Source organism: Nocardia sp. NPDC004860 (assembly GCF_040609015.1).
Classification (GTDB): Bacteria; Actinomycetota; Actinomycetes; order Mycobacteriales; family Mycobacteriaceae; genus Nocardia.
On record NZ_JBEXJI010000016.1, the window covers coordinates 19692 to 38188 of the forward strand.

The following is an 18497-nucleotide window of genomic DNA, read 5'->3' on the forward strand; positions in this document are numbered from 1 at the left end:
AGCCCCCAGCTACTTTCGGGCTTTCGTGTCGATCTTTGTTCGGTGTCACTGCACAGTTCCGACGACTGTGAGTTGAAAAAGGATAGGGAATGATCGGCGAGACCTTCGATGACTATCTGGACGAGCACGGCAACATCAAGATCCCTGACAACCAGACCATGGTCGACCTGGTCGACAAGCACGCCGCGGCCAACGGGGACGAGCTCGCCTACCGCTATATCGACTATTCGCGCGAACGCGACGGCGAGTACCGCGACATCACGTGGAATCGCTTCGGTATCCGGCTGCGCGCCGTAGCCGCCCGACTACAGCAGGTCACGCAGCCGGGCGACCGGGTCGCCATCCTGGCGCCGCAGGGACTCGACTACATCGTGGCCATGTACGCCGCGGTGTACGCGGGCAATATCGCGGTACCGCTGTTCGATCCCGACGAGCAGGGGCACACCGACCGGCTGTACGCCGTGCTCGAGAACTGCATGCCCGCGGCCGTCCTGACGGTCGGTGAGGCGGCCTCCGGGGTGCGCGAGATCTTCAAACACCTACCCGCGCGGCAGCGTCCGCGCATCATCGCGGTCGAGGCGATCCCGGACGGCGTGGGGGAGAGCTGGGTGCGGCCGCATTTACAGATGGACGACGTGGTCTACCTGCAGTACACCTCCGGCTCCACCCGCACCCCGGCCGGCGTGGAGATCACGCACCGGGCCGTCGGCACCAACCTGCTGCAGATGGTCGATGCCATCGGCATCACCGAGAAGGCCCGCGGCGTCACCTGGCTGCCGCTGTTCCACGACATGGGGCTGCTGACGGTCATCCTGCCCGCCATCGGCGGCAAGTACATCACCATCATGTCGCCCAGCGCCTTCGTGCGCCGGCCCTACCGCTGGATCAAGGAGCTGGCCGCCCAGGAGGACGGCGCCGAGATCTTCGCCGCCGCACCGAATTTCGCCTTCGAGCACGCCGCGGCTCGCGGATTGCCCAAGGCCGGTGAGGAATTGGACCTCTCCAATGTCATCGGCCTGATCAATGGCAGCGAGCCGGTGTCGGTGACCTCGATGCAGAAGTTCAACGACGCCTTCGCCCCGTACGGCCTGCCCAAGACCGCCATCAAACCCTGCTACGGCATGGCCGAGGCCACCCTGTTCGTCTCCGCCACCAAGCGCGAGGACGAGGCCCGCACGGTCTGGGTGGACCGCACCCGGCTCAATGCCGGGCAGATGGTCGAGGTCGATGAGTACGCGGAAAACGCTGTGGCCCAGGTGTCCTGCGGCTACGTGGCGAAGTCCCAGTGGGCGGCCATCGTGGACCCGGACACCGGCGCGGAGAAGGCCGAGGGCGAGGTCGGCGAGATCTGGTTGCACGGCGCGAACATCGGCCGCGGTTACTGGGGCCGTCCGGAGGAGAGTCTTGCCACGTTCCACAACAGGCTCACCTCCCGGCAGCCCGCGAGCCGCGCGGAAGGTGCAGCGGCGGACGGGAACTGGATGCGCACCGGCGACTTCGGCGCGTACTACGACGGCGAGCTCTTCATCACCGGCCGCGTCAAGGACCTGGTGATCGTGGACGGCCGCAACCACTATCCGCAGGATCTGGAGTACTCCGCCCAGGAGTCCAGCGCCGCCCTGCGCCCGGGTTTCGTGGCGGCCTTCTCGGTCGCGGGGGATCAGCTCCCGGCCGAGGTGGTCGCGATCGACACCGCCGCGCCCGCCTCCGAGCAGCTGGTCATCGTGGCCGAACGCGCTACCGGCGCGGCCAAGCTCGACCCGGAGCCGATCACCGAGACCGTGCGTGCGGCCATCGCCAAGCGCCACGGCGTCACCGTGCGGGACCTGCTGCTGGTTCCCGCGGGCTCGATTCCGCGCACCTCCAGCGGCAAGATCGCCCGCCGTGCCTGCAAGGCGGCCTACCTGGAGGGCACCCTCCGCGGCGGCCACCGCCAGCAGGCGTTCCCGGACGAGACCGACTGACCGGGTTTCCTCGGCGAGTGGCACACCTCCGGGAGGCCTCGACGGTGTGCCACTCGGCGTTCGGGTCGAGGGGATGCGTCAGTTGTCGAGCTGTACCGAGGTGAGCTGCTCGGCGGGGTGGGCAGCATGCGCGGCCAGGGTGCGGGCGGCGGTATTCAGGCGGGCGCGGGCATCCGCATCGGCAACCAGGCCATCCGGTCCGATACCGCTCTGGAGCACGGTGATGCGGCCGCAGGCCGCCTCGACCAGCTCGGCTCCGACGTAGCCGAGCACCGTGCGCAGGGTGGCCACGGCGGCCTCACCGCGGCCCTCGTAGGCGACGTTCACGTAGGCGACCGGCTTGTCGCTGAGATCGGCATTGCCGACCGTCCACTCGAGCAGGTTCTTCAGGCTGCCCGGGATCATGCCCGCGTATTCCGGGGTGCAGAACAGCACCGCGTCGACCGCGGCGAGCTGCCGGTGCAGGGCCTCGACCACGGGCGGCTCGGGCTCGTCACCGGGGATGAAAGCGGGCAGGTCGAGCAGGCCCTGGTACCGGACGGCCTCGAAGTCGGACCCGGCGTCGGCGGCGATCGAGCGCAGCGCGGCGGTGTTCGTCGAGCCCTCGCGAGTGCTGCCCGAAATCAACAGGATGCGGGGAATAGTCACAACTGCGCCAACATGGCTGGGGCCGGGAGTATTTCGAGGTCACGGGGTCGTTGACTCCTATGCGCCGTCCCACCGAATGGGAGTTGTTGTGACAAGAGGTGTCGCTATCTCTCATAGTGGGTATGGTTCCGTTCGACCGCACTGTCCGGGACAGCTGACGCGGCCCCTCAGGTCCGGTTGTACGACAACTGCATAACGCGAGTGTGTGCAAGAAGGGCAGGCAACGATGACTGCGAACACCAACCGCCTCGACGAGGCGGCGGTCGGTGCCGGATATCCCGGTGCGTTCGAACCCGGCAGGCTGCTGGCCGCCGAACCGATGACCGCACGGATGCTGCCCGGGGTTCCGCTGCCTGCTCGCGCCTGGCGCATCAAGTACACATCGACCACCGCCACCGGGGCTCCGACGCAGGTCAGCGGAACCGTGCTGGTGCCCAACACGCCGTGGCGCGGACCCGGCTCGCGCCCACTGGTCGGGTACGCCGTCGGCACACAGGGTCTGGCGAGCACGGTCGCCGCCGCGTCCTGGCAGCTGCGGTTCGGACTGGAGTACGAATCGGTCTTCCTCCGCGCCGCCCTGCGCCGCGGCTGGGCGCTCGCCATCACCGACTATCCGGGCCTGGGCACTCCGGGTCTGCACCCGTACGTCATGGGCCGCGCCCTGGGCCCGGCTGTCCTGGACAGCATGCGCGCCGCCCGCCGGCTGCCCGAGGCGGACCTGGATCCCGACGGCCCACTGGGCGTCTACGGCTACTCCGAGGGCGGCAATGCCGCGGGCTGGGCGCTGCAGTTGCAGCCCGACTATGCCCCTGACCTGCCGCTCGCCGGCGGCGTGGTGGGCTCGGCACCGGCCGACATGGTCGACATGGTGAAGTTCCTGGACGGCACGCCCTATGCCTTCCTGCTCTTCTACGGTGTGCTCGGCATCGAGGCCGCCTATCCGGAACTGAATGTGCTGCAGCACCTCAAGCCGCAGGGCCGCGCCCTGGCCGCGCTGTTCCGCCACACCCATGTCGCCGCGGCGGCCGTGCTCGGGATCGGTGCGGGTCTGGTCGTGCCCACGAGGGTCTCGACCTTCTGCCACCGGCCCCCGTTCGACGTGCCCGAGGTCAAGGCCCGGCTGCTGGAGAACCGGCTGGGCGGAATCGCGCCCGCCACACCGGTTCTGGTGGCCGGCGGCACCAGCGAGCAGGTCATCCCGTATCCGCAGGCCGTGCGCCTCGCGGAGGAGTGGGAGGCGCTGGGCGCGGACGTCACCATGCACACCATGCGGGGACGTGAACACATCGGCGGCGCAATGGCCTTCGCCGGACCGGCCATGCGGTTCCTCTCCGAGCGTTTCACCGAGGAGGCCGACGCTCCGGTGCTGCTCCGCGGGGCGTGAATCTCACCCCGCGACACCCCAATGCAGGACGCGCGCGGTGAACAGCACCAGCCCGAGCGAGACCACCGCGACGGTCAGCAGGCCGACCACGGCGACCACCAGCGGCCGCCAACCTGTGCGGGCCAGCTCGCGAATATTGGTATTGAGCCCGACGCCCGCGAAGGTGAGCAGGAAGGCCCAGCGGGACACATTGGCCAGATTGGTGACCTGCTGCTTGCTCAGCCAGTGGAAGGTCGCCACCGCGGACACGGCCAGGAAGCCCAGCACGAACTTCGGGAACTTGGACCACACGAACACCGCCTTCGCCCGCAGCCCGGGCGCGATGGCGTCGGCCTCGCCGCGCGCCGCCCAGTAGGCCGCGAAGCCCAGCACCACGAAACCGATGAGGGCATTGCGGGTGGACTTCACCAGTACCGCGATCTTGCCCGCCTCGTCGGAGAACAGATAGCCGGTGGCGGTGGTCTCGGCGGTGTTGTCCACGGCCAGGCCCGCCCACAGCCCGAACTCGTGATCGCTGAGCCCGATGGCGTGCCCGAGCGGCGGCAGCGCGAACAGCGCGACCGCGCCCAGCGCGAGAATGGCCGCGATGGCATAGCCGACATCGGAATTGCGGGCCCGGATCGCGCCCTTGCCCGCGATGATGGCCGACACCCCGCAGATGGCGGTGCCGATGGCCAGCAGCGACCCGAGCTTGCCGGACAGACCCAGCCAACGCGCCACCGCCAGGATGATCGCGCCCGACACGGTCATGTCGACCAGGATCTGAATGAAACTGGTACCGCCCAGCTTCGCCACATCACCGAGCACGAAGCGCGAGCCGAGCGCCACGATGCCGACCTTGAGCCAGAACTCGTAGGTGCCGACACCGGGCCGGAAGATCGGGTGCAGGCCAACGGTATTGGTGATGAGCAGGCCGATCAGGATGGCCCACAGCACATATTCGATATCGGGGACGGTCCAGTGCTGGTGCTTGGCGGCGGCGTTCCACCAGATCTGCGCGTACTTGCCGAGCACGCCGACCGCGATGAGCAGCAGGATGCCCGGGAGGTAGCCGAGCAGGCGGGCAACGGTGAGCGGACCCGAGCTCTCGTCGAAGTCGGTTGCCCCGGAGTCGGTTTCGGCGTTCTCCCCGAAATTCACGGCAGTGTCACTCACGGCGTCACCACGGAATCTTCGGCAGCACGCCGAACACGGCGAGCACCGTCACCACGCCCGAGACGATCACCGACCACCAGTCGGCACCGACCTGGATCTTGAAATCGACACGGCGCCCGAGGGCGTCGGGCCACGACAACCGGGCGGCGGATGTCTCCGGCGCGGGATCGGGACTGTTCACCAGGGGCCTCCAGGTCGAGAAAGCGCAGTACGGCAGGTCTGCACTATGGGGCGTCCGGAGGCTTTCGGACAGCGTTGGAATCGGCCTGATTCCAGCTCGGTCGTTGAGGTCGCGGGCGACCCCGTCCAGGGTGGGCGGCGCGGCGAAACCCGTTGCGCCGGAATCGGGGAGCAGCCGGTCGCGGACCTCGGCGGCGATGCCGGTGCGGGCGCTGCGGCGGTGCAGCAGGTCGCTCATCACCCGGTGCTCATGGACCGATTATGGCCGAAAGTGTTGATTTTGTGGCCGTCGCTCTTTCATGGCGGGATATGCGCAGGTCGTAGCGTCGGACTCGAGCACATCGAGGTGAGGGCGCATCACCAACAACTGGCCGGGCACCGTCACCGGATACCGCCGCGCGACCCGCCGCCTGAACCCCGCCGACTACCGGCTCACCCCGGTCGCCCACGCAGCATCCCAGGAGTAGCAATGCGATTCGACTACGACGTCCTCGTCATCGGTTCCGGCTTCGGTGGCAGCGTGAGCGCCTTGCGGCTGACCGAGAAGGGGTACCGCGTCGGCGTGCTGGAGGCCGGCCGCCGCTTCGAGGACCACGAGTTCGCGAAGACCTCGTGGCGGCTGCGGCAATACCTGTGGGCCCCGGCCCTGGGCTGCTTCGGAATTCAGCGGCTGGCGCTGCTGAACGACACCTTCGTGATGGCGGGTGCCGGTGTCGGCGGCGGCTCGCTGGTCTATGCCAACACCCTCTACGAGCCGCCGGACAAGTTCTACGCGGACCGGCAGTGGGGTCATATCACGGACTGGAAGGACGAGCTCGCCCCGCACTACGACCAGGCCAAGCGCATGCTGGGCGTGACGGCCAATCCGGCGACCACCCCGGCGGATCGCGTGCTGCGGGATGTGGCCGAGCGGATGGGAATCGGCGACACCTACCAGCCCACCCCGGTCGGCGTCTTCTTCGGCGGACCCGGCCGCCGCCCCGGCGAGGACGTGCCGGACCCGTTCTTCGGCGGCGCCGGGCCGGACCGGCGCACCTGCACCCACTGCGGTGAATGCATGACGGGCTGCCGGCACAATGCCAAGAACACGCTGGTCAAGAACTACCTGTACCTGGCCGAAAAGGCCGGTGCCGCAGTGCATCCGCTCACCACGGTCACCGATGTGCGACCGCTGAGGGGCGGCGGCTACGCGGTGGAGACCGTCCGTACCGGGCGCGTGGTCCGCAAGCGGCGTCGCGAATTCACGGCCGAGCAGGTGATCTTCGCCGCCGCCTCGCTCGGGACCCAGCGGCTGCTGCACCGGCTGCGGGACAGGGGCTCGCTCACCGGGATCTCCGACCGGCTCGGCTATCTGTCACGCACCAATTCCGAGGAATTGCTCGGCGTGCGCAGCCGTGACGAGCACGCGGACTACACCAAGGGCGTGGCGATCACGTCCTCGATCCACCCCGACCACGACACCCATGTGGAGCCGGTGCGCTATGGCAAGGGCAGCAATGCTTTCGGCGTGATGAGCACTCTGATGGTCGATGATCAGGGCGATACCCCGCGCTGGCGGCTCTGGTTGCGAGCGGCTCGCCGTCGGCCTCGCGACGCGGTCCGGGTGCACAATTCGCGGCACTGGTCCGAGCGCACCATCGGTCTGCTGGTCATGCAGTCGGTGGACAACTCCATCACCACCTACACCAAGCGTGGGCTGTTCGGCCGCCGCATGACCACCAAACAGGGTGAGGGCCAGCCCAATCCGACCTGGGTCCCCACCGGGCACGAGGTCGCCCGCCGGGTGGCGGACGCCATCGACGGCATCCCCATCGGGGCCGGCTCCAGCATTCTGAAGATCCCCATGACCGGACATTTCCTGGGCGGCTGCGCCATCGGCGACTCGCCCGCCACCGGCGTCGTCGATGCCTACCACCGGCTCTACGGTCACCCGGGCCTGCACGTCATCGACGGCTCCACCATCTCGGCCAACCTCGGCGTCAACCCGTCGCTCACCATCACCGCCCAGGCCGAACGCGCACTCTCGTTGTGGCCCAACAAGGGTGAGCCCGACACCCGCCCGGAGGTGGGTGCGGCCTACCGCCGTATACCCCCGATTCCGCCCCGCGACCCGGTCGTCCCACCCACCGCCCCGGCCGCCCTGCGGCTCCCGCTGGTCGGCTTCAACGAGAGATCGAAGACGCACGCGAACAACTGACCCGACCGTCCGATTCGGCGGCCGAGACCCGACCGGGCCGCTATCAGCGGCCCACGGTAAACCCGCAACGGTCTGCGCGGACCCGACTCCGGATCGCGAGAGGATCTGGAAGCCCGGCGGGGCAGCGGCCGCCCCGTCGCCCCCGCGGCCCGGCTTTCGCCATCGTGGCGTCGGCCGATGCCGCCTCAACGCTCGGCGCGGCACCCGGGAAAGTCGTTGAGCCGCAACGGGGAAAGGGCGGGCGCGGGTGCGCTCGCCCTTTCGCGGCGGTGGAGCGGGTTCGGTCAGAGCGTCAGCAGGCGCGCCTTGGCCTCGTCGTATTCGCGGATGAGGCGTTCGACGACATCGGCGGCCGGGCGGATGGCGTCGACGGCGCCGATGCCCTGGCCGGAGCCCCAGATGTCCTTCCACGGCTTGGCGCCGGGCGTATCCGATTCGCCGGTGCCGAAATCCATGGCGGACGGGTCGGACTGGCCCAGGTTGTCGGGGTCCATGCCGGCGGCGGTGATGCTGCCGCGCAGGTAGTTGCCGTGGACGCCGGTGAAGAGGTTGGAGTAGACGATGTCGCCCGCGCCGGAGTCGACGATCATCTGCTTGTAGCCGGGCACCGCATTGGCCTCGTCGGTGGCGATGAAGGCCGAGCCGATGTAGGCCAGGTCCGCGCCCGCGGCCTGCGCGGCCAGGATGGAGCGGCCGTGCGCGATGGACCCCGACAGCAGCAGCGGGCCGTCGAACCAGGACCGGATCTCCTGGGTCAGCGCGAAGGGGGACTGGGGCCCGGCGTGCCCGCCCGCGCCCGCCGCCACCGCGATCAGGCCGTCCGCGCCACGCTCGACGGCCTTGTGCGCGAACACATTGTTGATGATGTCGTGCAGCACGATGCCGCCGTAGGAGTGCACGGCCTCATTGACATCGGGCCGCGCGCCCAGTGAGGTGATGACAATCGGCACCCGGTGCTCGACGACCGTGGCCAGGTCCTCCTCCAGCCGGTCATTGCTCTTGTGCACGATCAGGTTTACCGCGTACGGCGCCGACGGCTGCTCCGGATTGTCGGCGTCGTGCTTGGCGAGCTCCTCGTTGATCCGCACCAGCCACTCCTTGAAGAGCGACTGCGGCCGCGCGTTCAGCGACGGGAACGAACCCACGATGCCCGCCTTGGACTGGGCGATCACCAGCTCGGGCCCGGACACGATGAACATCGGGGAGGCGACCGCGGGCAGGCGCAGGCGCTCGGACAGGATGGGCGGCAGGCTCATTGACCAGATTCCTTCATCAAGGGGTTACCCGGCGTAGGTTACCGCCGGTAAGAAGCTCAGGCCGCGCGGGTTTCGGCGAGCCGATCGTGGCGGGCGTAGCTGCGGTCCGGATTGTTCACGAGGGCGGCCCGCCGCATCATGCGCTCGGTGGCGCGGCGGCCCAGCCGCTCGCTCAGCCGGGTAGCGCCCGGAATGATCCGGCGCGGCACCTCGAGCACGCCGTTGACGGCGGCCGTGGCCAGCACCGCCGCGAGAAAGACCCGGCTGTAGGGCATCTCCAGGAAGTCGGAGTTGGTCTTGCCCAGCAGGATTCGGCTGTAGGAGACCGCATACATGGTGAAGGCCCAGCGCAATGCGCGGGAACGCAGGCCGGGCCCGTCGAACCCGTACACCGGGCCGAGCGCGGACACCAGCGCCTTGGACAGCCGCCGCGAGTCCTCGTCGGGCAGGAATTCGTAGTCGGCCTGCAGCCACAGCAGCCGCCAGGTATCGGTCTCGTCGGCCGGCAGGATCTCGGGATCGAGCCCGATCACGTGGCCGACATACCGCCACAGGTGATAGACGGCCGCCTTCTCCTTCTTCGAGAACCGCAGCCCGACGGCATTGCACCCGGCAATGGTGGCCAGCGAGAACAACATCAGCGTGCCCGCGGTCAGGGACTGGTTGAGTGGGTGGTCCCACTGCTCGTAATCCCAGTCCGGCCGCCGGTTCATGCCCGCCCGCACCTGCGCGTGCATGATGCGCACCCGCACGGTGTTCGTGAATCCCGGCGCGAACCGCTCCAGTCCGCCCGGCGCGGTCACGTCGATCCACCAGGTCGCGGTCTCGACGACCCGGCGGGGCGCCATGGTCTCGGCCGAGAGCCCGCCGGTGCCGACCAGCACCTTGCCCGCCCGCGAGGCGAGGTAGCCGCCATTGAGCGAGAACATGGACAGGGCCAGGTTGGTCGCCCACGGCCCGACCCGGCCGCTGACCCGCGCGGCCCGGTCCATCTTGTCCTGGTCGAGCCAGAACGGCACCGAATCGATGTGCGCGAAAAAGGCTTTCAGCTCGGCGGGCGCGTCCGGCACCGCGTCGATGCCGCGCTCCAGGGCCGTCTCGAACATGGCCCGGCCCTGCCCGGTCGGCAGTCGCCGGAACATCTCGACCACGGCGTCGGCCAGTGGATCGCCCATCTCGGTGAACTTGCGGTAGGCGGCCTGCTGCTCGGGGGTTGGACGGATATCTCCGGGGGCGAGGATCTTGACCCCGATAGTGAACGGGAACTCCCGGAAGATCACCGGATCGGGCAATTCGGAACGCGTCATCGCGTGCCTCCTGGGTGCGTTCAGAGTTTGGTGAAGGATGTCACCAGAACTTTGGTGATAGTCTTCACCAAACCTTGCGACATGGCAACAGACAGGGCGGAACCGTGGACATACCCCGTGGCCGATACGCCGGTCTCAGCGCTGATGAGCGCCGGAACCAGCGGCGCGAGCGGCTGCGCGAAGTCGCGCTGGAGGTGATCGCCGAGGAGGGTATCGGCGGGTTGAAGGTGCGCGCGCTGTGCGCCCGCGCCGGGCTCAACGATCGCTACTTCTACGAGACCTACAGCCACACCGACCGGCTACTGTACGAACTGGTCGACGAGCAGCTGGCCGAGGTCGTCGCCGCGGTCATGGGCGTCATCGCCGCCGCGCCCGCCGACACCCGGATCCGCCTGCGGGCCGTGATCGAGGCCGGTGTCACCGCCATCGCCGATCATCCCGCCCGCCGCCGGCTGGCCATCGACATGCAGACCACCGACGAATTGCGCCGCCGCCGTATCGAACTCATCGATGTGGTCGCCCAGGTCATGCTCGATCAGGGGCGCGAACTGCTCGGCGACGCCGCCGTCACCGGAGTGCACGCCGCGCTCGCCGCCCGCACGGTCGCCCACGGCGGCCTGGAGATCCTCATCGAGTGGCTGCGCGACGAGCTGGACATCGACCGTGCCCAGCTCATCGACTTCCTGGTGGCCATGATCCTGACCGCGTCCGAGATCACCACCACCGTGCAGCGCGAAATGGCTACTGGCTGAGGCCCTTTTCGGCGGCCCGGATCCCGCGGTGGACGCGCCGTTCGCAGCGCAGCGGCACCCGCGCTGACCACCAGGCACCGGGTCGGCAGGATCCAGGCGATCCTCGATGGTGAATTCGGTTGTGGCCGAGTCGGATCCGGACCGACCCGGCGGGGGTCGAGGCGGCCCGGCGGTCTCCCGGGCGTCAGGGCACGACGATCGTGAAATTGGGATCGGCCTTGTCGAGCAGGCCGGTGAGCCGCTTCCACACCCCGGTATCGCCCTTGGTCTGCAGGCCGTCGAACTTCCCGGTCGCCATCAGCTGCAGCAGGCCGAGCTTGGTGAGGGTGATGTCGAGATCGGCATCCCGCTTGCGGGTGGCCGGATGGTGGATGAGCGCGCCATGGCTCAGCTCCATCCGGTACTCCTCGCCGCTGTCGGTGAAATGCCAAGCGATGCTGAACTTCTCGTCCCACGCCTGGGATCCGACGATGTTCAGCGACAGCGTGTCGAACAGCTGCGTGATGCTCATGGCGAGGGCCACCGCCTGGCCGGCGGTGAGCAGCGTTCCGGTGACGCCCCGGCGGAGTTCCTGTGCGCCGGTGAGGAAACAGTTGCGCCAGGTCGCGTTCTCGGAGCCGAAGCCGAGCCGCTCGAACACCGCCGCCAGGGTCTCCTTGGCCTCGGCGTGGGACGCGTCGGCGAAGACCGCGTGGCTGCCGAGTTCGGCCGCGAAGCGCAGATCGCCCTGCTCCACGAACTCCTTCACCTTGGCGACGGTCGCGTCCACGCCGCCGAGCAGCCGTACGTAGCGGGTGGCCTGCTCCTGCGGCGGGTGCAGCCACAGGTGTGCCGGATTGCCGTCGTACCAGCCGAGATAGCGCTGGTAGACGGCCTTCACGTCATGGCTGACGGAGCCGTAGTACCCGCGGTTGTTCCATTGTGCGGCCAGGTCCGGGGCCAGCGGGAAGTCCTCGGCGATCTCGGTTCCGATCTCGCCCTGGTTCATTCGCCGCACGGTCTGGTCGTGCAGGTAGGCGTAGGTGTCGCGCTGCTGGATCAGGAACTCCACGATATTGTCCCGGCCCCAGGTCGGCCAGTGGTGCGAGGCGAACACGACATCGGTGCGGTCGATGAACATCTCGATCGCCTCGGCGATGTACCGCGACCACATGCGGGCATCACGGACCTGCGCGCCGCGCAGGGTGAGGATGTTGTGCAGGGTGTGGCAGGCGTTCTCGGCCATGCACAGCGCATTGCGGTCGGGCAGCAGGAAGTTCATCTCGGCCGGCGCCTCGGTGCCGGGCGTCATCTGGAAGATGATCCGCACCCCGTCGACCACTTCCTCCTGGCCGGTGGCGGTGATGTCGAGTGTCGGTGCGAGCAGTCCGAATTCACCCGCCGAGGCGACCGGGCCCAGGCCCATGCCGACCAGCCCCTTCGGGTCGCGCGTCAGATTCGCGCCGGAGTAGTACATGCCGCGGCGCAGCATGGCCGTGCCGGCGTACACGTTCTCCGCGATGGCATGTTCCATGAAGTGCTCGGGCGCGATGATCGGCACGGTGGTGTCCTGCTCGACCACACCCAGGACGCCGCCGAAGTGATCGGCGTGCGGGTGGGTGTAGATCACCGCGGTGACCGCGCGGTCGCCGCGATTCTCGCGGTACAGCGCCAGCGCCGCGGCGGCTGTCTCCGCGCTCACGAGCGGGTCGACCACGATGACGCCGTTGTCCGATTCGATCAGCGTCATGTTCGAAATATCCAGGCCGCGAACCTGATACACGCCCTCGCACACCTCGTAGAGCCCGTGCATCGCGGTGAGCTGGGACTGCCGCCACAGGCTCGGCAGGACGGTGGCCGCGCCGTCGGCCTCGAGGAAGTCGAAGGAGTCCGCGTCGTAGGCCACGCCGCCACTCTTCCCCGGAATCACGGCGGGCGAGAGTCGCGCGATGAATCCGCGCTCGGCATTGTCGAAATCGGTGCGATCAACGGGTGCTGCTGCCATGTGCCACCTCACTGTTGGTTTCCGGCTCTCGAGCCAGTACGCGCATCTACAGAACCCGTGCCCGGACACCGTCCACGCCACGTCTTTCGCCAGCCTCACACAGAACTGGTGAATTTCCAGCAATTTGAGATAGGTCTGTTGCACATGGGTATAAAGGATGAATTTGGTGCGATTGCGGAGATTCGGCTATCCAACGGATAACCGGCAGCCCGCCCGCGGTGGCCGCATTGACGCTGGACGAATCCGGACTCACATCTCAGGATGAGACCTGATCTTCATCGATGAGGAGTGGGCATGGTGACCGAACAGCGCGTGGACTGGCTGGCGGGTGGCGTGCGGCGGTCGGTCGCCGCGGACCGGATCGTCGGCGTCGCGTCGGAACTGTTCCAGGCGCGCGGGTTCGACCATGTGGGGATGGACGAGGTGGCGAGCGCGGTCGGCTGTTCGCGGGCGACGCTGTATCGGCACTTTCCCGGCAAGGCCGCGCTGTTCGACGCGGTGATGGCCAAATCGGCGATCGCGGTGGCGGAGCGGGTGGCCGCGGCGGTGCGGCGCTACGAGGGCCCGCGCCGGATCGTGGAGGCGATCCTGGCGTCGGTGGCGGCGGTGCGCTCGGATCCGGTGCTGGCCAAGGGATTCGCGGGCACCCGGGCGGGCGGCAGCGACGGGGCTTTCGCGAGCTCGCCGGAGCTGGGGCGGATCGCCACCCTGCTCACCGGGATCGCCCCGGATGACGAAGCGGCGCAATGGATTGTGCGCATGGTGCTGTCGCTGCTGACCTGGCCGCTGGCCGATGCCGCCAGCGAGCGGCGGATGGTGGAGCGCTTCATTCGCTGAGCTGTGGCAGCGGCAGCAGCGGTGCGTCCGGATCGAGGGTGAGGCCGCGGGCGGCGGCGGTGGCCGCGAGCGCGCCCCAGGCGAAGGCGGTCAGTTCCTCGGCGAGTTCCTTTGCGGTGATGGCGGGTTCGTTGAGCCAGCGCAGCACGCCCAGGCCGATCGCGCCGAGCATGGCGTCCACCGCGAACTGGGTGTGGTCGCCGTTCGCGCCGCGCAGCCGCAGCACGCCGGAGAAGAAGTCCGCGACTGTATCGGACAGTGGGCGGCCGTCCTCGATCAGGCGGGCCGCGCCGAAGGCCGCGACCACATGTGAGCTGACAATGAAGCGAAACAGGTTGGGGCGCTCGTCCACCAGATCGATGTAGGCGGTCAGGGCGGTGCGCAGACCGTCGCGCACCGGTCCGGCGGGGTTCAGGTGCGGGGTGACCCGCTCGACGATGAGCTGCTGGACACTCCCGCTCACCGCGGCCAGCAGTTCCACCTTGTCGCCGAAGAAGCGATACAGCTTGGGACGCGGTATACCAGCGGTTTTCACCACATCGTCGATGGACAGATCGGGGCCGTGGGCGTCGATGGCGCGGATGGTGGCCTCGATGAGTTCGGCCCGGACCGAGGTGCGGTGCGAGTGCCAGCGGTCGTAGCGCGCATCGCCCTTCCTCTCGCCCGGGCGGTGACGCGGGTGGGAGGCCATGCGGCAGATTGTAATTCGATCCGTTACGGCACACCCCTTGTGTGCTGTCTGGGACAATCCTACACTGGGCATCATATCGAACACGCAGTACTAGGTACTTCGTGTTGCATCAAGGATGGTCCAGATGGCGAATGCCCTTCCGGCGCAGGCCTATCCCAAGGCCCGCCGCATCAGGTTCCGATTCGATCAGCGCGCTTCCAGCGACAAGTACTTCGTCGAAAACGACATGGTCTACAGCCATTTCGTGGCCGGCATGTCCGGCGGCTTCCCGGCGGGGGAGGAGTCCTTCATCCGTTCGGTGCGCCGGGTGGCCGACCGGGTCACCGATCCGATGCTCAAGAAGCGGGTGAGCGGTTTCGTCGGGCAGAGGCCATGCACGGCCAGGAGCACCGCAAACTCAATGAAAAGCTGGTCGAGCTGGGCTATCCCATCGCCTGGCTGGACTCCGAGCGGGCCAGGAAGCGCATGCTCTGGATCGAGGAGCGGGTGTCGCCCCAGGTGCACCTGGCCATGACCGCGGCGGCCGAGCACTACACCGCCGTGCTGGCGCAGCGGGTGCTGTCCAGCGACGAGATCCAGGGCATTCCCGGCGATCCGGAAGTGTGGAATCTGCTGAATTGGCATGCGCTGGAAGAACTCGAGCACAAGTCGGTGGCCTTCGACGTCTTCCGCGCGGTCGGCGGCACCGAGCGCACCCGTATCGGGGTCATGCTCGCCATGTACTCGCTGACGCTGCCGCTGACCTACCTGAGCCTGGCGCTGGCCGTCGGGCGTGACCCGGCCGCGCGGCGGCAGCCGATCCGCGTGGCGCGCGAGGCATACCGGTTGTTCACCGGCCCCATCTTCCGCGGGCTCATGCCGGAGCTGGGCGAGTACATGCGGCCCGGCTTCCACCCCGACGACATCGACACCGCCGCACTGCTGTCCCGGTGGCAGCAGGAGCTTTTCGGGGCGGACGGTCAGCTCGTCGACCACGTGAAGTAGTCACCACCCCATTGCAGGAAAGGACCGGCCAATGGCGATCGGTCGGCAGGACAGCACGTCCCTCATGCCCTCTCCGAAGGTGCGGCGCATGCGATTCCGGTTCGGCGAGCCCGAACCGATGGCGCATCAGTTCGTCCAGGGCGACATTCCCCTCACCCATCTGATTGCGGTGCTCTCGGCGGCCTTTCCGCCGGGCGAGGAATCCTTCATCCGCTCGGTGCGCAAATTCTCCGGTGAGATCACCGATCCCGTGCTCAAGAAGCGGGTGGCCGGATTCATCGGCCAGGAGGCGGTGCACGGGCAGCAGCATCGGCGGTTGAACGAGCAGCTCATCGAGAACGGCTTCCCCATCGTCCGCCTGTTCACCTTCGCGCCCGGCGCGCTACGGGAGAAGGGTGTGGTCGCGATCGAGAACGCGGTGCCGCGGCAGGTGCATCTGGCGATGACCGCCGCGGCCGAGCATTACACGGCGACGCTCGCCAAGCGGGTGCTGGGCACCCAACAGATCCAGGACATACCCGGCGATCCGGAGGTCTGGAATCTGTTGAACTGGCACGCTTTCGAGGAGCTCGAGCACAAATCGGTGGCCTTCGACGTGTTCCGGAGCGCCGGCGGGACCGAAATGGTGCGTATCGGCGTGATGGCGGGGATGTATGTCTTCACCATTCCGGCGGTCTCGCTCGGCGTGCTCGCCTCGATCCTCGGTGATCCGCGCAGCTGGCGGCCGTTGCAGGTGGTGCGGCAGTCGATTCGGCTGTACCGCGGGCCGATTGTGAAGGGGCTGCTGAAGGAGATGCGGCCCTATATGCGGCCGGGGTTCCATCCGGACGACATCGACACCAACGCACTGCTCGAACGATGGCGGCGGGAGCTGTTCGGTACGGACGGCGAACTGCTGGACCGCATCGGCTGAGGGGGCGGCATGAGAGCCGGCGGCAAGGATCTCGAACAGTTCCGGGACGAGCATCGATACCAGTCCTACCAAGGGGTTTCGGTGTTCACCCCGGTCTGGGCGGGCTCCAACACCTACTACATCGACAAGCACGGCGATTCGCCGTTCCGTCCGTCCGCGCACGGCGAGATGTATTGGCAGAAACATCATTTCGATCTCGACGTGTACTGCTACACGGTGGGCGCTCCGGCGGCGCCGGAGGCGGTCGTGCTCTCCGAGGAGGTCTCGTGAAACTCAACAGTGTCGATCCGAAGCTGGTGGTCGTCACCGGTGCTGGCAGTGGGATCGGGCGGGCCACGGCGCTGCGGTTCGCGCGCATGGGATCCCGGGTGATCGTGTCGGACATCGACAAGGACGCGGCGCTGTCGACGGTGGCCGTCATCCAGTCGCAGGGTCAGCGGGCGGTCGCCATGCAGCTCGACGTCACCGACCCGCACGCCTGGGCCGCCTTCGCCCGGGACGTGCACGCCGATCACGGGGTGCCGGATGTGCTGGTCAACAATGCCGGAATCCTGGTCAGCGGGGCGTTTCTGGATCTCGAGCCCGAGGATTGGGAGCACCAGCTCAGCGTGAACCTGCTCGGTGTCGTGTTCGGCTGCCGGGCCTTCGGGCGGCTCATGATCGACGAGGGCAAGCGCGGGCACATCGTGAACATCGCCTCGGCGGCCGCGTTCACGCCGACGCCGATCATGTCGGCGTACTCGGTGTCCAAGGCCGGGGTGAAGATGCTCACCGAGTGCCTGCGGCTGGAACTCGCGCCCAAAGGCGTTGGGGTGAGCGCGATCTGCCCCGGCGTGATCAATACCAATATCGCCCGGCACGCGATCGCGGTGGGCGTCGATCCGCGGCTGCTGGAGCGCGGGCAGCAGCTCACCGCGCAGATTCAGGAACTGGCCGAGCGGCTGCCCTTCTCGCCGCTGAGCCCGGATCTGGTGGCGCGGGCCGTGGTGCGCGCCATTCGCTACGACCTGGCGGTGGTTCCGGTGCGCGCCGAGGCGTGGCTGGGCTATTTCATGCTGCGTATCGCACCTGGCATCAATCGCCGTATGACGCAGCCACTTTCGATGGAGAGCATCCAGTCCCTGGGGGAGCTGGCGTTCGGCAGGGGAGGACCCCGTTGAACGGACGCGCCCACCAGTTGAAGGTGCGCGAAGTCATCAGCGAGACCGCCGACGCGGTCTCGCTGATCTTCGATATCCCCACCGACCTGACCCGCCGCTTCGCCTACGCGCCGGGGCAATACCTCACCTTGCGCGTTCCCAGCGAGCGCACCGGTTCGGTAGCCCGCTGCTACTCCCTGTCCAGCAGCCCGTACTGCGACGACCGGCCTACCGTGACGGTCAAGCGCACGCCGGGCGGTTACGGCTCGAACTGGCTGTGCGACAACGTCTCCGCGGGCGACATCCTCACGGTTCTCGAACCGGCGGGCACTTTCGTGCCACGCGCGTGGGACCGCGATCTGCTGCTCTGCGCGGCGGGCAGCGGCATCACGCCGGTGATCTCGATCCTCACATCGGCGCTCGCCATCGGGCGCGGCGATATCGCGCTGTTCTATGCCAACCGGGACCGGGAATCGATCATCTTCGCGAACCGGCTGCAGCAGCTGGCCCGTGGTTACCCCCGACGGCTGACCGTGACCCACTGGCTCGAATCCGAGCGGGGGCTGCCGTCCGCGCGTGTCTTCGCATTGTGGGCGCGTCCCTACCGGCGTCATGACGTCTACGTGTGCGGCCCGGCGGGTTTCGCGTCGTCGGTGGCGCAGGGCCTCGGTCAGCTCCGCATTCCCGGCCGGGCCATCCGCCAGGAGAACTACCGCTCGCTCACCGGCAACCCGTTCGAACGCCACACCCCGGTGGCGTCCGAACCCACGCAGGTCGTGACGACCGCCGGGGGCACGGTCGCCCCCGCGGATGTCGCGACCGTCCGGGTCGACATCGACGGCGAAACCCACACCCTGCCGTGGCCGAGATCCGAGAAACTCCTCGATGTCCTGCTGAGCCACGACATCGACGCCCCCTACGTGTGCCGCGAATCGGCCTGCGCCACCTGCGTCTGCAGCGTCAAGCAGGGCCGCACCCGCATGCTCATGAACGAATCCCTGATCGAGCAGGAACTGGCCCGGGGCCTGACCCTCGCCTGCCAGACCCTGCCCGAATCGGACGACCTCCACATCGCCTTCGACCAGTGAGTGCCCGACGCAAGCCGC

The 18497-nt window shown here is 68.1% G+C and carries 14 protein-coding genes and 3 pseudogenes; 10 read left to right on the forward strand and 7 right to left on the reverse strand.

All coding sequences use genetic code 11. From position 1 onward, the window contains the following. Positions 1-92: 92 nt before the first annotated feature. A complete protein-coding gene (fadD32, locus tag ABZV44_RS26195) occupies positions 93-1964 on the forward strand; it encodes a long-chain-fatty-acid--AMP ligase FadD32 (RefSeq protein WP_354841815.1) in 1872 nt (623 codons plus the stop codon). Between the two features lie 78 nt (positions 1965-2042). Here fadD32 and ABZV44_RS26200 read toward each other — a convergent pair whose 3' ends face one another. Continuing rightward, positions 2043-2612, reverse strand: a complete 570-nt coding sequence (locus ABZV44_RS26200) for an NADPH-dependent FMN reductase (RefSeq protein ID WP_354841404.1) — start codon at positions 2610-2612, stop codon at positions 2043-2045. A gap of 226 nt (positions 2613-2838) precedes the next feature. On the opposite strand from ABZV44_RS26200, the gene ABZV44_RS26205 reads away from it, so the two are divergent. After that, entirely contained in the window at positions 2839-3996 is a 1158-nt protein-coding gene (locus ABZV44_RS26205) for a lipase family protein (RefSeq protein WP_354841407.1), read from the forward strand. Between the two features lie 3 nt (positions 3997-3999). On the opposite strand, the pseudogene ABZV44_RS26210 reads toward ABZV44_RS26205, so the two are convergent. Beyond that, positions 4000-5046 (reverse strand): annotated as a pseudogene (locus tag ABZV44_RS26210) (YeiH family protein); the annotation flags it as partial. Between the two features lie 109 nt (positions 5047-5155). Further along, positions 5156-5569 carry a hypothetical protein gene (locus ABZV44_RS26215; RefSeq protein ID WP_354841409.1) on the reverse strand — a complete coding sequence of 138 codons (414 nt, stop codon included), beginning with the start codon at positions 5567-5569 and terminating at the stop codon, positions 5156-5158. A 231-nt stretch (positions 5570-5800) separates the two neighbouring features. Here ABZV44_RS26215 and ABZV44_RS26220 point away from each other — a divergent pair, with 231 nt between their 5' ends. Further along, the gene (locus tag ABZV44_RS26220; protein ID WP_354841412.1) at positions 5801-7528 is read left to right on the forward strand and encodes a GMC family oxidoreductase; all 1728 of its coding nucleotides are present in this window, start codon (positions 5801-5803) and stop codon (positions 7526-7528) included. A 284-nt stretch (positions 7529-7812) separates the two neighbouring features. Here ABZV44_RS26220 and ABZV44_RS26225 read toward each other — a convergent pair whose 3' ends face one another. Further along, on the reverse strand, positions 7813-8784 hold the full coding sequence (locus tag ABZV44_RS26225; protein WP_354841415.1) for a nitronate monooxygenase family protein: 972 nt from the start codon (positions 8782-8784) through the stop codon (positions 7813-7815). Positions 8785-8840: 56 nt separating this feature from the next. Next, positions 8841-10091: an oxygenase MpaB family protein gene (locus ABZV44_RS26230; protein ID WP_354841418.1), complete on the reverse strand. Its 1251-nt coding sequence runs from the start codon at positions 10089-10091 to the stop codon at positions 8841-8843. Positions 10092-10195: 104 nt separating this feature from the next. Here ABZV44_RS26230 and ABZV44_RS26235 point away from each other — a divergent pair, with 104 nt between their 5' ends. Further along, positions 10196-10843, forward strand: coding sequence for a TetR/AcrR family transcriptional regulator (locus tag ABZV44_RS26235; protein ID WP_354841421.1), 648 nt, complete (start codon positions 10196-10198; stop codon positions 10841-10843). A gap of 184 nt (positions 10844-11027) precedes the next feature. Here the strand turns inward: ABZV44_RS26235 and ABZV44_RS26240 are convergent, their stop codons facing one another. After that, entirely contained in the window at positions 11028-12827 is a 1800-nt protein-coding gene (locus tag ABZV44_RS26240; protein ID WP_354841425.1) for an alkyl sulfatase dimerization domain-containing protein, read from the reverse strand. Between the two features lie 294 nt (positions 12828-13121). Here ABZV44_RS26240 and ABZV44_RS26245 point away from each other — a divergent pair, with 294 nt between their 5' ends. Beyond that, positions 13122-13664 (forward strand): helix-turn-helix domain-containing protein, encoded by a 543-nt coding sequence (locus ABZV44_RS26245; protein ID WP_354841428.1) that lies wholly within the window; start codon positions 13122-13124, stop codon positions 13662-13664. Here the strand turns inward: ABZV44_RS26245 and ABZV44_RS26250 are convergent. Then, the gene (locus tag ABZV44_RS26250; RefSeq protein ID WP_354841431.1) at positions 13654-14355 is read right to left on the reverse strand and encodes a TetR/AcrR family transcriptional regulator; all 702 of its coding nucleotides are present in this window, start codon (positions 14353-14355) and stop codon (positions 13654-13656) included. The genes ABZV44_RS26245 and ABZV44_RS26250 overlap by 11 nt on opposite strands. 124 nt (positions 14356-14479) lie before the next feature. Between ABZV44_RS26250 and ABZV44_RS26255 the strand changes: the two are divergent. The 5 genes and pseudogenes from ABZV44_RS26255 to ABZV44_RS26275 all read left to right on the forward strand — a co-directional run bounded on the left by ABZV44_RS26255 (position 14480) and on the right by ABZV44_RS26275 (position 18479). Continuing rightward, positions 14480-15339: pseudogene (locus ABZV44_RS26255) on the forward strand (metal-dependent hydrolase). Positions 15340-15370: 31 nt separating this feature from the next. Continuing rightward, the gene (locus ABZV44_RS26260; protein ID WP_354841434.1) at positions 15371-16252 is read left to right on the forward strand and encodes a metal-dependent hydrolase; all 882 of its coding nucleotides are present in this window, start codon (positions 15371-15373) and stop codon (positions 16250-16252) included. Between the two features lie 18 nt (positions 16253-16270). Further along, positions 16271-16522, forward strand: a pseudogene (locus ABZV44_RS26265) (hypothetical protein); the annotation flags it as partial. Continuing rightward, positions 16519-17412 carry an SDR family NAD(P)-dependent oxidoreductase gene (locus tag ABZV44_RS26270; protein WP_354841437.1) on the forward strand — a complete coding sequence of 298 codons (894 nt, stop codon included), beginning with the start codon at positions 16519-16521 and terminating at the stop codon, positions 17410-17412. The pseudogene ABZV44_RS26265 and the gene ABZV44_RS26270, both read left to right, overlap by 4 nt. Continuing rightward, positions 17409-18479, forward strand: a complete 1071-nt coding sequence (locus tag ABZV44_RS26275) for a ferredoxin--NADP reductase (RefSeq protein ID WP_354841440.1) — start codon at positions 17409-17411, stop codon at positions 18477-18479. Before ABZV44_RS26270 ends, ABZV44_RS26275 begins: the two co-directional genes overlap by 4 nt. Positions 18480-18497: the final 18 nt, after the last annotated feature.

Excerpts from the sequence above, each read along its gene's own strand:
- ABZV44_RS26205 (WP_354841407.1), top strand. The coding sequence starts at position 2,839 with ATGACTGCGAACACCAACCGCCTCGACGAGGCGGCGGTCGGTGCCGGA.
- ABZV44_RS26260 (WP_354841434.1), top strand. The coding sequence starts at position 15,371 with ATGGCGATCGGTCGGCAGGACAGCACGTCCCTCATGCCCTCTCCGAAG.
- ABZV44_RS26225 (WP_354841415.1), bottom strand. The coding sequence starts at position 8,784 with ATGAGCCTGCCGCCCATCCTGTCCGAGCGCCTGCGCCTGCCCGCGGTC.
- ABZV44_RS26230 (WP_354841418.1), bottom strand. The coding sequence starts at position 10,091 with ATGACGCGTTCCGAATTGCCCGATCCGGTGATCTTCCGGGAGTTCCCG.
- ABZV44_RS26240 (WP_354841425.1), bottom strand. The coding sequence starts at position 12,827 with ATGGCAGCAGCACCCGTTGATCGCACCGATTTCGACAATGCCGAGCGC.
- ABZV44_RS26250 (WP_354841431.1), bottom strand. The coding sequence starts at position 14,355 with ATGGCCTCCCACCCGCGTCACCGCCCGGGCGAGAGGAAGGGCGATGCG.
- ABZV44_RS26215 (WP_354841409.1), bottom strand. The coding sequence starts at position 5,569 with ATGAGCGACCTGCTGCACCGCCGCAGCGCCCGCACCGGCATCGCCGCC.
- ABZV44_RS26220 (WP_354841412.1), top strand. The coding sequence starts at position 5,801 with ATGCGATTCGACTACGACGTCCTCGTCATCGGTTCCGGCTTCGGTGGC.
- ABZV44_RS26245 (WP_354841428.1), top strand. The coding sequence starts at position 13,122 with ATGGTGACCGAACAGCGCGTGGACTGGCTGGCGGGTGGCGTGCGGCGG.